Annotated in this window: 11 protein-coding genes; 8 read left to right on the top strand and 3 right to left on the bottom strand. The window is 74.6% G+C overall.

The genetic code is table 11. The features are described 5' to 3' along the window. The first annotated feature begins 63 nt into the window (after positions 1-63). Positions 64-555 (top strand): MarR family winged helix-turn-helix transcriptional regulator, encoded by a 492-nt coding sequence (locus tag ACIPXC_RS06290; protein WP_401614043.1) that lies wholly within the window; start codon positions 64-66, stop codon positions 553-555. Between the two features lie 109 nt (positions 556-664). Here the strand turns inward: ACIPXC_RS06290 and ACIPXC_RS06285 are convergent, their stop codons facing one another. Continuing rightward, on the bottom strand, positions 665-907 hold the full coding sequence (locus tag ACIPXC_RS06285; RefSeq protein WP_401614041.1) for a hypothetical protein: 243 nt from the start codon (positions 905-907) through the stop codon (positions 665-667). Positions 908-927: 20 nt separating this feature from the next. Beyond that, a complete protein-coding gene (locus ACIPXC_RS06280) occupies positions 928-2,922 on the bottom strand; it encodes a 4-alpha-glucanotransferase (RefSeq protein ID WP_401614039.1) in 1,995 nt (664 codons plus the stop codon). Positions 2,923-3,153: 231 nt separating this feature from the next. Here ACIPXC_RS06280 and ACIPXC_RS06275 point away from each other — a divergent pair, with 231 nt between their 5' ends. Beyond that, positions 3,154-6,171 carry a beta-N-acetylglucosaminidase domain-containing protein gene (locus ACIPXC_RS06275; RefSeq protein WP_401614037.1) on the top strand — a complete coding sequence of 1,006 codons (3,018 nt, stop codon included), beginning with the start codon at positions 3,154-3,156 and terminating at the stop codon, positions 6,169-6,171. Between the two features lie 136 nt (positions 6,172-6,307). On the opposite strand, the gene ACIPXC_RS06270 is transcribed toward ACIPXC_RS06275, so the two are convergent. Continuing rightward, positions 6,308-6,850 (bottom strand): HNH endonuclease, encoded by a 543-nt coding sequence (locus tag ACIPXC_RS06270; RefSeq protein WP_030840658.1) that lies wholly within the window; start codon positions 6,848-6,850, stop codon positions 6,308-6,310. A gap of 285 nt (positions 6,851-7,135) precedes the next feature. On the opposite strand from ACIPXC_RS06270, the gene ACIPXC_RS06265 reads away from it, so the two are divergent. The 6 genes from ACIPXC_RS06265 to ACIPXC_RS06240 all read left to right on the top strand — a co-directional run bounded on the left by ACIPXC_RS06265 (position 7,136) and on the right by ACIPXC_RS06240 (position 14,934). Continuing rightward, positions 7,136-8,218: a mechanosensitive ion channel family protein gene (locus ACIPXC_RS06265; protein WP_401614035.1), complete on the top strand. Its 1,083-nt coding sequence runs from the start codon at positions 7,136-7,138 to the stop codon at positions 8,216-8,218. A 133-nt stretch (positions 8,219-8,351) separates the two neighbouring features. Continuing rightward, positions 8,352-9,578: an ROK family transcriptional regulator gene (locus ACIPXC_RS06260; protein WP_401614033.1), complete on the top strand. Its 1,227-nt coding sequence runs from the start codon at positions 8,352-8,354 to the stop codon at positions 9,576-9,578. Positions 9,579-9,959: 381 nt separating this feature from the next. Next, entirely contained in the window at positions 9,960-11,234 is a 1,275-nt protein-coding gene (locus ACIPXC_RS06255; protein ID WP_401614030.1) for a 6-phospho-beta-glucosidase, read from the top strand. Then, positions 11,225-12,223 (top strand): N-acetylglucosamine kinase, encoded by a 999-nt coding sequence (locus ACIPXC_RS06250; RefSeq protein ID WP_401614028.1) that lies wholly within the window; start codon positions 11,225-11,227, stop codon positions 12,221-12,223. Before ACIPXC_RS06255 ends, ACIPXC_RS06250 begins: the two co-directional genes overlap by 10 nt. A gap of 255 nt (positions 12,224-12,478) precedes the next feature. Then, the gene (locus ACIPXC_RS06245) at positions 12,479-13,843 is read left to right on the top strand and encodes a hypothetical protein (RefSeq protein ID WP_401614169.1); all 1,365 of its coding nucleotides are present in this window, start codon (positions 12,479-12,481) and stop codon (positions 13,841-13,843) included. 143 nt (positions 13,844-13,986) lie between these two features. Further along, the gene (locus ACIPXC_RS06240) at positions 13,987-14,934 is read left to right on the top strand and encodes a glutamate ABC transporter substrate-binding protein (RefSeq protein WP_401614167.1); all 948 of its coding nucleotides are present in this window, start codon (positions 13,987-13,989) and stop codon (positions 14,932-14,934) included. The last annotated feature ends 81 nt before the right edge of the window (positions 14,935-15,015 follow it).

Below are 15,015 nucleotides of genomic sequence, written 5' to 3'. Positions count from 1 at the left end.
TAAGCTACTTATCGTCAAGCAACTTTCTTGCGAACGATCCGGGGGAACCGGAATACTGCGCTCATGAGTGAGGAAAAGGACGCGGTCGACGCGATCACGGCCCAGTGGTTCGCCGTGCGCCCCGAGCTGGACACGGCCCCCATGGCCGTCTTCGGACGCATCTACCGGATCGCCAAGGCCATGGGCGACGCGATGGAGGAGCGCTACCAGCGCTTCGGCCTCTCGCGCGGGGAGTTCGACGTCGTCGGCACGCTGCGCCGTTCGGGCGCCCCGTACACGCTCTCGCCCCGTCAGCTCTCGGCGACGCTCATGCTCACCACGGGCGGCATGACGGGGCGGCTGGACAAGCTGGAGAAGGCCGGGCTGCTGTCCCGCAAGCCCGATCCGCACGATCGCCGGGGCCTCCAGGTGACGATCACCGACCGCGGCCTCGCGCTCGTCGACGAGGCCGTCACCGCCGGCCTGGAGGTGCAGCGCGCCGCGCTCACCGGACTGTCCGACGAGGAGGTGGCCCAGCTCACCGGCCTGCTCCGCAAGCTGATGGCCGGTGTCTGAGGACACACCGAGGCGCCGGGGGTCGACGCACGGCCGATACCGTTCGGCGATGCGGACCCCCGGCGCCCGGGAAGGTCGTACGGCTGCGGCCCTGCGGGGCCGCAGCGGGTCAGGCCTGCTTCTTCTGCGGCCTGTCCGACTTGTCGAGGACCATCACGAGGCCCACGATGACCAGGAAGATGACGAGCGGCAGGGCCACGTAGAGGCCGAGCGTCTCACCGATGCTCAGGCCCGGGCCCGGGTCGTCGCCGTCGTCGCGGGTCAGCGCGAGAGCGGGAGACGTCATCAGCAGCATCATCAGCGTCGTTCCGGCCGAGACGGCGCCGGCGCGCAGAGCGTTCTTCTTGTCCACGGTGCAAACGTAGCGAACACCTAAACGCCGCGCGCGCCCGGGGGTGCCGTACGGGGAACCGCCCCCTCCCGCACCGCGCTGAACAGCGCGTTCGCCCGGGGCGAGGCCATCAGCTCCTCCAGCGTCAGGGGCCGGCCCGCGGCATCGGCGACCGGCAGCCGCCAGTTGGGGTACTGGTCCCAGGTGCCCGGCAGGTTCTGCGGCCGCCGGTCCCCCACCGCGTCCGGCAGCCATACGCCCACCAGGCGCGCGGGGGTGCGCAGCAGGAAGGCGTACAGGGCCTGTACGGCGGCCTCCTCGCCCTTGGTGTCGAGGCCCAGCCCGTCCAGCAGGGCCAGCCACTCGGCGGTGTCGGCCGCGTCCTCGGCCCGCTCCACTTCGGCGGGACGGGTCAGCAGGCCGAGCCGGTCGCGCAGTTCCACATGGCCGCCGGCGAGCTTGGCGGCCGTGGGCGGCAGGTCGTGGGTGGTGACGGTGGCCAGGCAGTCCGCCCGCCACGCCTCCGGGGCGAGCGGGCCGCCGGCACCCTCCCAGTCCCGCTCGAACCACAGCACCGAGGTGCCGAGCACCCCGCGCCGGGCCAGCTCCCGGCGCACGTGCGGCTCCACCGTCCCGAGGTCCTCGCCGATGACCGGGGCCCCGGCCCGGTGCGCCTCCAGGACCAGGACCGCCAGCATCGCCTCGCCGTCGTAGCAGACGTACGTGCCCTCGGCGGGCGGGGTCCCCTCGGGGATCCACCAGAGCCGGAAGAGGCCCATGACGTGGTCGATCCGCAGGGCGCCGGCATACCGGAACACCCCGCGCAGCAGCGCCCGGAAGGCGGCGTAGCCGGTGCCGGCCAGCACGTCCGGGCGCCACGGCGGCAGCCCCCAGTCCTGGCCGCGCGCGTTGAAGGCGTCCGGCGGCGCCCCCACCGAGACCCGGCGGGCGTGGAGGGCCGGCTCGAAGGCGTCCGAACCGCCCGGATGCACCCCGACGGCCAGGTCGTGCACGATGCCGACGGTCATGCCGGCCCCGAGGGCGGCGCACTGGGCGGCGACGAGCTGGCCGTCCGTCAGCCAGACCAGCCAGCGGTGGAAGTCGGTGCGCTCCTTCGGGTCCTCGCCCGTGCGCGAGGCCTGCCGGCCCGCGTGGACGTCCAGCGAGGCGCCCCCCTGCGCACAGAACGCACGGTAGTCCGCGTCCCGTTCGGGGCTCCGCGGGACGGCGTACAGCAGCTCCAGGGCCTGTCGCTTGAGCGCCCAGACGGCGTCCCGGTCGATCAGCGCGCCCTTCTCCAGCACCTCGTGGCGCAGGGCCGCGCCCCGGCGGGCCAGCTCCGCCAGGGCCTCCCGCTCGGGGCAGTCGGCGTACTCGGGAACGTCCTCGATCCGCAGGTGGACGGGGTCGGGGAACCGGCGCGAGGACGGCCGGTACGGGGAGGGGTCGGTCGGGGTTCCCGGCAGGGCCGCGTGCAGCGGGTTGACCTGGATGAAGTCCGCGCCGTGGGTCCGGGCCGCCCAGCGGGCGAGTTCGGCGAGGTCCCCGAGGTCGCCCATGCCCCAGGAGCGCTCGGAGAGCAGGGAGTAGAGCTGGACGAGCAGCCCGTGGGCGCGTTCGGGCGCGGCGGGGGCCCGTTCGGGGGCCACTACCAGGGTCGCCCCGGCGGTCCGCCCGTCGGGGGCCTCGGCGGTGATCCGGTGGACGCCGAGGGGGAGTCCGGGGCCCCAGGCGAGCTCCTCGCCCGAGTCCTCGGCCACCACCACGACCCGGCTGCCCGGCGGGAGCCCGGCCGGGAGCGGCGGTACGGGCTCGCCCCGCCACAGCACCACCGTGGGCGGCAGCAGCCGGGCGACGGCCGACTCGCTGGCCGACCGGGCGGACTCCCGGATGCTCTCGGCATCGTCGGTGACGACCCCGAGCAGCCCGAGGATCGTTCTGATGGTGGCCTCGGGGACCTCGACGGTGACGTCGGGGGCGGGCCGGTAGGAGGTGGCGATGCCGTGCTGGGCCGCGAGTCGGACCAGGTCGTCCATGGACGGGCGCTCCTTCGTGCGTGCGGGCAGGCGGGGGTGAGGGTGGGTCAGAAGCGTGGAGCACAACAGCGGAACGCCGCCGGGGAACACCGCAGCCATACCCACTGGGAGGGGTCGCATTCCTGCCGGATCCGGGGCAGATCACCCACCCGCATTGACACTCCAGCCGCACGGGTGGTGGGCTCGGGGTCATTCGTACGAGTGGGGGACGTCTCGGGACGAGGAGGCTCTGTGCAGCTCAGAGGCAGGAAGCGGTCGACGGCGGCCGCCATCGCGGTGATCGGGTCGCTGCTCGGCGGCGCCGTGGCCTCCGCGCCACTCGGCTTCCTCGCCAGTCCCTCCCTCCCGGACGGGCCGACCACCACGCCGGGCGCCGGCGGTGCCGCGGGCGCCGCGGGCGTCGGCGCCAACGGCACCGTCGGCCCCGTGCTCGACCCGGGCGGCGACACCCCCCGGAGCGCCTCCGAGGGCCCGGCCGTATGGCCCCGTCCGCAGTCGATGGCCGCCGATCCGGCGCGCGAGGTCCCGCTGGGCAGGGAAGCCGTGCTGGTGGCCCCGGCGGACGCCGATCCGTACGCCCTCCGGGTCGTGCGCGAGGCCCTGCGCAAGGCGGGCGTCAAGACCCTGCACGAGCCGGCCCCCGGAGAGCCGCTGCCCCAGCGGGGCACCCTCGTACGGCTCCAGGACGCGGGCGCGCAGGAGGCGCTGCTGGCGATGGGCGCGACCGCTGCCACGGACCTGCCGGGCGGCGGCTACCGGCTGGCCGTGGGCCGGCCCGGCGGCCGGGACACGGTCGCGCTGGCCGGCGTCGGTCAGGAAGGGCTCTTCCACGCCGCGCAGACGCTGCGTCAGCTGCTCGCCGCGGGCCGCGGGAAGGTGCCCGGCGTCGTGGTGCGGGACTGGCCGGCCGCGCCGGTGCGCGGGATCACCGAGGGGTTCTACGGACAGCCGTGGACCCAGGAGCAGCGCCTGGCCCAGCTGGACTTCATGGGCCGCACCAAGCAGAACAGGCTGCTGATCGCGTCCGGCGACGACACGTACCGCACGACCGGCTGGCGCGAGGACTACCCGCGGGAGCGGCAGGAGGAGTTCCGCGCGCTGGCCGAACGGGCCCGCGCCAACCGGGTCGTACTGGCCTGGGCGGTCACCCCGGGACAGTCCATGTGCCTGTCGTCGGCGGCCGACCGGGCGGCGCTCGCACGCAAGGCCGACGCCATGTGGGACCTGGGATTCCGCGCCTTCCAGGTGCAGTTCCAGGACGTCAGCTACACCGAATGGGGCTGCCGGGCGGACCGGCAGCACTACGGCAGGGGCCCGGCGGCGGCCGCGAAGGCGCACGCGGAGGTCGCGAACGAGCTGGCCGCGCACCTGGCCGCCCGGTATCCGGGGGCGCCCGCACTGTCGCTGCTGCCCACCGAGTACTACCAGGAGGGCGCGACCACCTACCGGACGGCCCTGGCCCGCGCACTGGACGCCCGGGTGGAGGTCGCATGGACGGGCGTCGGCGTGGTGCCGCGCACGATCACCGGCCGGGAACTGGCCGGGGCGCGCTCCGCCATGGGGCAGCAGCCCCTGATCACCATGGACAACTACCCGGTGAACGACTGGGACCCGGGCCGGATCTTCCTCGGCCCCTACGCGGGCCGCGAACCGGCGGTGGCGGGCGGCTCGGCGGCGCTGCTGGCCAACGCGATGCAACAGCCCATCCTGTCGCGCATCCCGCTGTTCACGGCGGCGGACTTCGCCTGGAACCCCCGCGACTACCGGGCCGGCGAGTCCTGGCAGGCGGCGGTGCGCGACCTCGCGGGCTCCGACCCCAAGGAGCGCGCGGCGATCGCGGCGCTGGCGGGGAACACGGCGTCGTCCGGCCTCAAGCAGGAGGAGTCGGCGTACCTGAAGCCGCTCGTCGAGCAGTTCTGGAAGGCCCGGGCCGCGGGTGATCCGGCTGCCGGGACCGAGCTGCGCAAGGCGTTCACGGTGCTGCGTGAGGCCCCCGAGCGGCTGACCGCCCTGTCGGACGAGGCGGGCCCGTGGCTGGAGCGGCTCTCGCGCTACGGAAAGGCCGGCGAACTGGCCGTCGACGTCCTGCAGGCCCAGGCCCGCGGGGACGGAGCCGCCGCCTGGCAGGCCTCACGGGCCCTCGCCGAGGCGCGTCAGACGCTGGCCGAGCCGGGACCCGCCCAGGTGGACAAGGCCGTCCTGGACCCCTTCCTGAAGAAGGCGGTGGCGGAGGCGGACGCCTGGACCGGCGTCGCCCGCACGACCGGCACGGTGACGAAGGACGCGCAGGCCTGGACGGTGCGGCTGGACTCCGCGCGCCCGGTGTCGGCGGTGACGGTGATGACGGACCCGTTCCCGGCGGACTCGCGGGGCGCCGTGGTGGAGGTCCACGTACCGGGTGCGGGCTGGCGCAAGGTCGGCGACGCGGCGCCGTCGGGCTGGACCCAGGTCGACACCGCCGGGGTACGGGCCGACGCGGTGCGTCTGGCCTGGGCCGGGGCCGCGCCCGTGGTGCACCAGGTGGTGCCGTGGTTCGGGGACGGCCCCGCCGCCCGCTTCGAGCTGGCGGACGGGGGCCGGACCGACGCCGAGATCGGCGGCGCCCCGCAGCGGGTCACGGCCGTGCTGTCCGCCCTGGGTCCCGGCGAGGTCCGCGGACCGCTGTCGGCGCAGCCGCCGGCGGGTATGGAGGTCCGCCTCCCGCAGACGGCGGTGGTACCGCGCGGCGGTCAGGCGTCGATCTCCCTGGAGGTCGTGGTCGCGCCGGACACACCGGCGGGCAGCTACCGGATCCCGGTGGCCTTCGGCGGGGAGACCCGCGTCCTGACGGTCCGTGCGGTGCCCCGTACCGGCGGACCGGACCTGCTGCGCACCGCGCGGGCGAGCTCCTCGGCGGACGAGACCGCTTCCTTCCCGGCCTCGGCGGCCGTGGACGGCTCCCCCAGCACCCGCTGGTCGTCGCCTCCGGTGGACGGCGCGTGGTGGCAGGCGGAGCTGCCCGCCCCGGCCCGGGTCGGCCGGGTGGAGCTGCACTGGCAGGACGCCTACCCGTCGGCCTACCGGGTGGAGACCTCCGCGGACGGTGTGACGTGGCGGCCGGCCGCGGCCGTCACGGGCTCCCGCGGCGGGCGCGAGTCGCTGCGGCTGGACGCGCCGGACACCCGCTTCGTGCGGGTGACCTGCGAGCGCCGCGCCACGCGCTACGGCTGCTCGCTCTGGTCGGTGGAGGCCTACGCGGTCAAGCCGTAGGGGGTGTCTCGTCGATCGGGCCGGACGATCCGGCCCGGCCGGCCTTCGGGGCGCGGCGGAGCGGGCTCCGGGATGCCGGGCCGCGGGTCCGGCGACCTGCGGCCCGGGGCGTCCGGCGGAGCCCGGCGGGGGACCGTCAGGAGGCGGCCACCCCGATCCCGATCCGCTCCAGCGCGTCCTCGGCCCCGTACGGCTGGAGATAGGGCATCCAGCGGGGGTCCCGGTGCCCGGTGCCGATGATGCGCCAGGCCAGACCCGAGGGAGGGGCCGGCTGGTGGCGCAGGCGCCAGCCCAGTTCCAGCAGGTGCCGGTCGGCCTTGACGTGGTTGCAGCGCCGGCACGCCGCGACGACGTTGTCCCAGACGTGCTGTCCGCCCCGGCTGCGCGGAATGACGTGGTCGACGCTGGTGGCGACGGCGCCGCAGTACATGCAGCGCCCGCCGTCCCGCGCGAACAGGGCGCGCCGGGTGAGTGGAACGGGCCCCCGGTAGGGGACCCGCACGAAGCGCTTGAGCCGTACCACGCTGGGCGCGGGGACGACCCTTGTCGCGCTGTGCAGATAGGCGCCGGATTCCTCCAGGGAGACCGCTTTGTTCTCCAGGACGAGGACGAGCGCGCGGCGGAGCGGTACGACGCCGAGGGGCTCGTACGACGCGTTGAGGACCAGGACGTGCGGCACGGACTGCCTCCTTGTACGCCGGCGGCGCGTGGCTCGCGCCGGGACGATCTGCTCTCCAGTCTCTCCTTACGGCTGGTCGAAGCGCCACCACTCGCCCGTAACGGGTCCGAGGTGTTTTCGACCACAGTCAGTCATCCCCGGGTGAGTCTGGTCTCTCCCTCGAACAGTGCGCCGAAGTGAAGGGATTGCCCCGTTAGTGTGGTTGGCCTGCCCGCGCAACCGCCCCCGGACCTCGTCCGGGGGGACACCCCGGACGGGCAGACCGCACATCTGGAGGTTCCTGTCGTGCCCTGGCCCGCCGCTCTGCTGCCGCTGGCAGCCGATGTCCCGGACGCGCCCGCTTCGGTCAAGGAGGCGCAGGAGAGCGTCACCGAGGCCGCGAGCTTCATCGAGCAGAACTGGGCCACCTGGCTGAGCATCGGTCTGCGGATCCTGCTGATCGTGGTGATCGCCGCCGTGATCCGCTCGGTGGTCCGCAAGGCGCTGACCAAGCTCATCAACCGGATGAACACCAGCGCCGAGGCGGTCGAGGGCACCGCGCTCGGCGGACTGCTGGTCAACGCCGAGCGGCGGCGCCAGCGGTCGGAGGCGATCGGTTCCGTCCTGCGGTCGGTGACGTCCTTCCTGATCCTCGGCACGGCCGCGCTGATGGTCCTGGCCGCCCTGAAGATCGACCTGGCCCCGCTGCTGGCCAGTGCCGGTGTGGCCGGTGTGGCCATCGGTTTCGGTGCCCGCAACCTGGTGACGGACTTCCTCTCCGGCGTCTTCATGATCATGGAGGACCAGTACGGCGTCGGCGACAAGGTCGACGCCGGGGTGGCCTCGGGCGAGGTCATCGAGGTCGGCCTGCGCGTGACCAAGCTGCGCGGCGACAGCGGCGAGATCTGGTACGTGCGCAACGGTGAGATCAAGCGGATCGGCAACCTCAGCCAGGGCTGGGCGACCGCGGGCGTGGCCGTGCAGGTCAAGCCCTCGGAGAGCCTGCCGCGGATCCGCGAGGTGGTCCAGCAGGTCGCCGACTCGATGGCGAAGGAGTCCCCCTGGGACGAGCGCCTGTGGGGCCCGGTGGAGGTGCTGGGCCTGGACGAGGTGCTGCTCGCCTCGATGACGGTGAAGGTCTCCGCGAAGACGATGCCGGGTCAGCAGTTCGCCGTGGAGCGGGAGCTGCGCTGGCGGATCAAGGAGGCCTTCGACGCCGCGGGCATCCGGATCATCGGCGGCGCGCCGGCCGCGGACGAGGAGGACGGGGCCCCGGCGGACCCGACGGCCTCCGTCGCCGCACCGTCCGCGCTGGCGAACCCCGTGTCCCCGCAGTCCCTGGCCACCGCCCCGATCCCGCCGCCGGGCGGCCCGCGGATCACCAAGTAGCGGCCCCTTCGTCCCGCCTCCCGCTGCCCCGCAGGCCGTGTCCTCACGCCCTGCGGGGCAGCGGCATTGACACGGCTCCCACAGCGATAGGAAACTTACCTAACAGATCACCTCGGTGAGGGAGAGCCGCCGCATGCCCGCCGCCACGCCCGGAACGCCCAGCCTGTTGCGTGCCATGAACGACCGGGCCGCACTCGACCTGCTGCTGGCGCACGGCCCGCTGTCCCGGACCCGCATCGGGCAGCTGACCGGGCTCTCCAAGCCCACCGCCTCCCAGCTGCTGGCCCGTCTGGAGACCGCCGGACTCGTCGTGGTCACCGGCACCGACGGCGGCCGCCCCGGCCCCAGTGCCCAGCTGTACGCGATCAACCCGCGGGCCGCGTACGTGGGCGGCCTCGACGTCACCCCGGGGCGCGTCCTGGCCGCCGTCGCGGACCTCACCGGCACCGTGACCGCCTCGTACGAGGTCCCGTACACCGACGGCGCGCAGGCCCTCGACCTGGTGACCGAGGCCCTCGGCGGGGCCGTCGAGGCCGCCGGACTGCACCTCCGCGACCTGCACCGGGTGGTCATCGGCACACCCGGTGCCTTCGACCCGCAGACCGGCCGGCTGCGCTACGCCAGCCACCTCCCCGGCTGGCACTCCCCCACCCTCCTCGACGACCTGGCGGCGGCCCTGCCGATGCCCGTCGAGTACGAGAACGACGTCAACCTCGCCGCCGTCGCCGAGCAGCGCCTCGGCGCCGCCCGCGGGCACGAGGACTTCGTCCTGCTGTGGAACGAGGAGGGGCTCGGCGCCGCCCTGGTGTTCGGCGGCAGGCTGCACCGCGGCTGGACCGGCGGCGCGGGCGAGGTGGGCTTCCTGCCCGTGCCCGGCCGCCCCCTGGTCCGGCAGGTCACCCGGGCGAACTCCGGCGGCTACCAGGAGCTGGCCGGCGTGGAGGGACTGCCCCGGCTCGCCGCGGACCTGGGTGTCGAGCCCGCCTCCGGTGCACCGGACGGCCCGGACGCCCGGCCGCACGGCCCGGAGGCCGCCGCCGCCGTCGCCCTGCTCGCGCGGGCCGCCGCCGCGCCCGAGGGCGCGCACCTGCGGTTCCTCCAGGCGTACGCCACCGCCCTCGCCACCGGTCTCGCCTCGCTGGTATCCGTACTGGACCCGGAGATCGTGGTCCTGGCCGGGGCCGCGATCGACGCGGGCGGCGAACCGCTGCGCGAGCTGCTGGAGACCGAGCTCGCCGAACTGGCCCCCTCGCGCCCCCGGCTGGTCCCGGGCGAGGTGCTGGAGCGGCCCGTCCTGCACGGTGCGCTGGAGAGCGCGCTCGCCACCACCCGGGACGAGGTCTTCGACACCTCCCGCTGACCCCGCGTCACCCCCACCCACCCCGCACGCTCCGCGCACCACGCTCCGTCGGCACCCACAGGCCCCCACCGGAAGTCCCCTCCCGCAGAAAGCGATCCCCGCCATGCCCGGAACCGGACGCCCGACCACCGCGGCCGCCCTCCTCGCGGCGACATCCGCACGCGCCACGGCCTGTACGGGCCCGGCCGCCGAGTCCACCACCGACGACCCGAAGGCGGACCCGCGACCTACGGCCCGACACCTGGCAGTGGGGCCACTACGCCCGGGTGTGGCACACCCCGGGCTTCCCCACCCGGTGGCGCACCACGCTCCTGTACGCCGCGGTGGGCACCCTGTCGACCGTGAGGGAATCACCCTGACCGGCGTGAAAGGCTGACGACGTTGAAACTCGCAGTGGTGGGCGGCGGTTCCACCTACACCCCCGAACTCATCGACGGCTTCGCGCGACTGCGCGACACCCTGCCGGTCGAGGAACTGGTGCTGATCGACCCGGCCACCGAGCGGCTGGAGCTGATCGGGGCCCTGGCCCGCCGGATCTTCGCCCGGCAGGACCACGCGGGCCTGGTCACCACGACCACCGATCTCGACGCGGGCGTCGCCGGGGCCGACGCGGTCCTCCTCCAGCTCCGCATCGGCGGACAGGCCGCCCGGCTCCAGGACGAGACCTGGCCCCTGGAGTGCGGCTGCGTCGGGCAGGAGACCACCGGCGCGGGCGGGCTGGCCAAGGCCCTGCGCACCGTCCCGGTGGTCCTCGACATCGCCGAGCGGGTCCGGCGGGCCAGCCCCGACGCCTGGATCATCGACTTCACCAACCCGGTCGGAATCGTCACCCGGGCCCTCCTGCGCGCCGGGCACCGGGCCGTCGGACTGTGCAACGTCGCCATCGGCCTCCAGCGGAAGTTCGCGGCCCTGCTGGACCTGGCCCCCGCCGACGTCCACCTGGACCACGTGGGCCTCAACCACCTCACCTGGGAGCTGGGGGTGCGCCGGGGCGGCCCGGACGGCGAGGACCTGCTGCCCGGGCTGCTCGCCGAGCACGGGGAGGCCCTCGCCGCGGACCTGCGGCTGCCGCAGGGGGTCCTGGACCGGCTCGGCGTCGTCCCCTCGTACTACCTGCGCTACTTCTACTGCCACGACGAGGTCGTACGGGAGCTGGGCACCAAGCCCTCGCGGGCCGCCGAGGTCGCCGCGATGGAACGCGAACTGCTCGCCCTGTACGCGGATCCGGCCCTCGACGAGAAGCCCGCACTGCTGGCGAAGCGGGGCGGCGCCTTCTACTCGGAGGCCGCCGTGGACCTGGCGGCGGCGCTGCTCGGCGGCGGCGGCCCGGAGGTCCAGGTGGTCAACACGTACAACAACGGCACGCTGCCCTTCCTGCCCGACGACGCCGTCGTCGAGGTCCAGGCCCGCGTCCGCGCCGCCGACGGCTCCGGCCCGGTGCCGCTCCCGGTGCCGCGCCCGGACCCGCTGTTCGCGGGGCTGATCTCGCACGTGACGGCGTACGAGGACCTCGCGCTGGACGCGGCGCTGCGCGGTGGCCGCGAGCGGGTGTTCCGGGCGCTGCTGGCACACCCGCTGGTCGGCCAGTACGACCTGGCCGAAGGGCTGACCGACCGGCTCCTCGCGCACAACAAGGAGCACCTGCCATGGGCGTGACCCGCGTGCCCCTCCCTCCGGTCCTCGCGATCGACGCGGGCAACAGCAAGACGGACGTCGCGCTCCTCGGCCCGGACGGGTCCGTGCTGGCCACCGGGCGGGCCGGGGGCTTCCAGCCGCCCCGTACGGGGGTGGCCGCGGCCGTGGACGTACTGGCCGAGGCGCTGGCCTCGGCGGGGGTGCGCGCCGACGGCGGGGCCGGGCCCGTCGCGCAGCACGTGTCGGCCTGCCTCGCCAACGCCGACTTCCCCGTGGAGGAGAGGCTGCTGGCGGACGAGATCGGGCGGCGCGGCTGGGGGCGCGCCACCGCGGTGCACAACGACACCTTCGCGCTGCTGCGCGCCGGACTGCCCGCGGGCGCCGCACCGCGCGGAGTGGCGGTGGTGTGCGGGGCCGGCATCAACTGCGTCGGGATGACCCCGGACGGGCGGACCGCGCGCTTCCCCGCGGTCGGGCGGATCTCCGGCGACTGGGGCGGCGGGGGCGGACTGGCCGAGGAGGCCCTGTGGTTCGCCGCCCGGGCCGAGGACGGGCGGGGTGCGGCCACGGAGCTGGCCCGGGCGCTGCCCGCGCGCCTCGGCCACGCCTCGATGGCCTCACTGATCGAGGCCCTGCACCTGGGGGAGGTGCCGGCCGGCCGGCGGCACGAACTGACCCCGGTGCTGTTCGAGGTGGCCGCCGCCGGGGATCCGGTGGCCCTCTCGCTGGTGCACCGTCAGGCGGACGAGGTCGTGGCCATGGCCGCGGTGGCGCTGGGCCGCCTGGGTCTGCTGGACGAGGAGGTGCCGGTGGTGCTGGGCGGCGGGGTGCTGGCGGCCCGGCACCCCCGGCTCGACGAGCGGATCGCGGCCGGCCTCGCCGAACGGGCCCCGCACGCCCGGATCACGGTGGTCACGGCGCCCCCGGTGCTGGGCGCCGCACTGCTCGGCCTGGACGCGGTCGGGGCCCCGGCGCCGGTCCACGGAAAACTCCGCGCCCATTTCGGGTGAACCGGCCCCGGAAAGCGCCCGGTCTGGAACCGTTACGGCCGTAAGGACGTATTGACGGTGAAGGGGTGACGAAAGGCACCCGCGGGGGCGGATCGCCCCGGATCCAGCACCGGGTGCTGTGGTCCACCGGCACTACGGCCATACTGCTGCTGCGCAGGGGGACTCCCCTGCGCCCGCTGGGGGGACGACAGGACCGAGGGGGAGGTCACGGTGGCGATCACATCACGCGCGCCCGCGCCCGGGGGTGGTGTCCCCATGGCGCCCGCCGGCGCGTCGGCGTCGCCGCCGGAGGGCCCACCCGGCCGGCGCACCGCCTGGTCCGAGGGGGTGCAGCGGCTGCGTGAGGACGCCACCACCGAACCGGGCCGGCTGCGGATCATCGGGGCGGTACTGGCCGCCCTCATCATGCTGTTCGGCGCGGTGAGCGTGTGGGAGATCTCCGACCGGGCCACCGCCGCCGCCGACGTCGTGGACCGCAGCCAGCCGCTGAGCGCGGACGCGGCCAGCATCTACCGTTCCCTCGCCGACGCCGACACCACATCCTCCAGCGGGTTCCTCCTCGGCGCTCAGGAACCGCGCGAGGTCCGCCGACGCTACGAGAAGGACATCGCCAACGCCTCGCGCCTGCTGGTGAGCGCCGCCGCGAACACCGGCGGCAGCGAGGAGGCCCGTGAGCAGATCACCCTGTTGAGTGAACAGCTGCCGCGCTACACCGGCCTGATCGAGCAGGCGCGGGCCACCAACCGGCAGGGCCTGCCGCTGGGCGGCGCCTACCTCCGTTACGCCAACGAACAGATGGCCACCCAACTGCTGCCCGCCGCCCAGCGGCTGTACGAGGCGGAGACCCGGCGGCTGCACACCGACGACGACGCCGCCCGGTCCTGGCCGCTGGGTTCGCTGGCCCTGGGCCTGCTCACCCTGGCCGCCCTGGTGTGGGCGCAGCGGCGCAATTACCGTCACACGAACCGGGTCTTCAACCACGGGCTGGTGGCCGCGACCGCGGCCTCCGTGGTGGTGCTGCTCTGGCTGTCCGTCGGCCACACCGTGGCGCGTTCCTCACTGAGTGAAGCCCGCGCGGACGGGCAGGAGTCGATGAAGGTGCTCAACGACGCGCGGATCGCCTCCCTCCAGGCCCGGGCGAGTGAGAACCTGACACTGATCGCGCGGGGCGCCGTACTGGCCGAGGACAAGAAGTCCGACAAGTACGACGTGGACTTCACGAACAACATGAACCAGCTGGACGCGGGGCTCGCGACCGCACTGCTGCTGGCCGGCGACGACGCCGGCCGGGAGCCCGTGAGCCGTGCGGCCGACGGCGTGGAGCAGTGGAAGAAGCGGCACCAGGCGGCCCGGGAGGCGGACGTGAAGGGCGACTACGAAGCCGCGCTGCCCCAGGTCGTCGGGGACGAGCAGCACAAGCAGAGCAGCGGCGCCGCCTTCGACACGGTGGACGCCTCCCTGGAACAGGCCGTCGCCCACGAGCAGCGGGAGTTCACCCGGGCGGCCCGGAACGGGCTCGGCGCGCTGGGTGGCCTGGTGACGGGCTCGGCGGTCCTGGCGGTCATCGGCGCGACAGCGGCCCTGCTCGGTATCGGGCGCAGGCTTTCGGAGTACAGGTGAGAGCGATGCGGATACGGGCGAGGCGGGCCGCCGAAGGCCATGAGGAGTACGAGGAGCACGCGGTCCGCACCCGTGCCCCGGGCCCGGTGTCCGGGATCCGGCGGGCCGCGCGCCGACTGCGCGGCTGGGGCGGCGTGAGCGCGATGGCCGTCGCCTGCGCCGTGACGGCCGCGGTGGTGCTGCTGCCGCTGGCCCACGCGACTCCGGACACCACGCCCGGCGTCCCCGCCCGCGGGCCCGCCCCGGCGGCGCCGGCGGCGCCTTGGAGCCTCGCGGACACCTGCCAGGACCCCGAGGCCAGCCTGCGCCCGTCCGACGTGGACGGGGCGGCCATCACCCGGATCAAGGCGGCGGGCAAGCTCGTCGCCGGAGTGGACCAGAACAGCTTCCGCTGGGGGTACCGCAACCAGACCGCGGAGGGCGGCCGCCTCGACGGCTTCGACATCGACCTGGTCAAGGCCATAGCCAAGGACATCCTGGGCGACGAGAACGCGGTCATCTACCGGGCCATCCCGACGAGCCAGCGTGTCCCCGCCCTGCAGGAGGGGCGCGTCGACATCGTCGTACGGACCATGACCATCAACTGCGAGCGGCTGGCGGACGTCGCCTTCTCGACGGCCTACTTCGAGGCCGGACAGCAGGTGCTGGCCCCCAAGGGCTCGCCGATCACCGGCTACGACGCCTCGCTGAAGGGCAGGCGGATCTGCGTCGCGGCCGGTTCCACGGCGCAGAGCGCGCTCAAGGCCCAGTCGTACGGATCGGTGCCGGTCACCGTGGCGAACCAGCTGGACTGCCTGGTCCGGCTCCAGCTGCACGAGGTCGACGGCATCATCACCGACAACGCTCTCGCCGCCGGCCAGGCCGCCCAGGACCCGTCGGTGCGGCTGGTGGGCTCGCCCTTCACCCGCGAGTTCTACGGTGTCGCGATGAACAAGGACGCCTCCGACCTGGTCCGCCGGGTCAACAAGGTGCTGGAGAACTACCGCGCGGGCGGCAATGACAGCCCGTGGATGCGGGCCTACCTCAAGCACCTCCAGCCCGTGCTGCCCGGCGTGACCGCCCCGCCCGCGCCCAAGTACCGGGACGGCTGAGGCCGGTGGCGATTTCGGGCACGGGTCCGGGCACGAGGTCGGACGCGCAGGGGACCACGGAAGCGGACACGGAGGCGGCGG

The sequence above is a fragment of the Streptomyces sp. NPDC090021 genome (assembly GCF_044748225.1).
Classification (GTDB): Bacteria; Actinomycetota; Actinomycetes; order Streptomycetales; family Streptomycetaceae; genus Streptomyces.
Note: the sequence above shows the minus strand (reverse complement) of the source record. Positions and strands in the feature narration are given on the sequence as shown.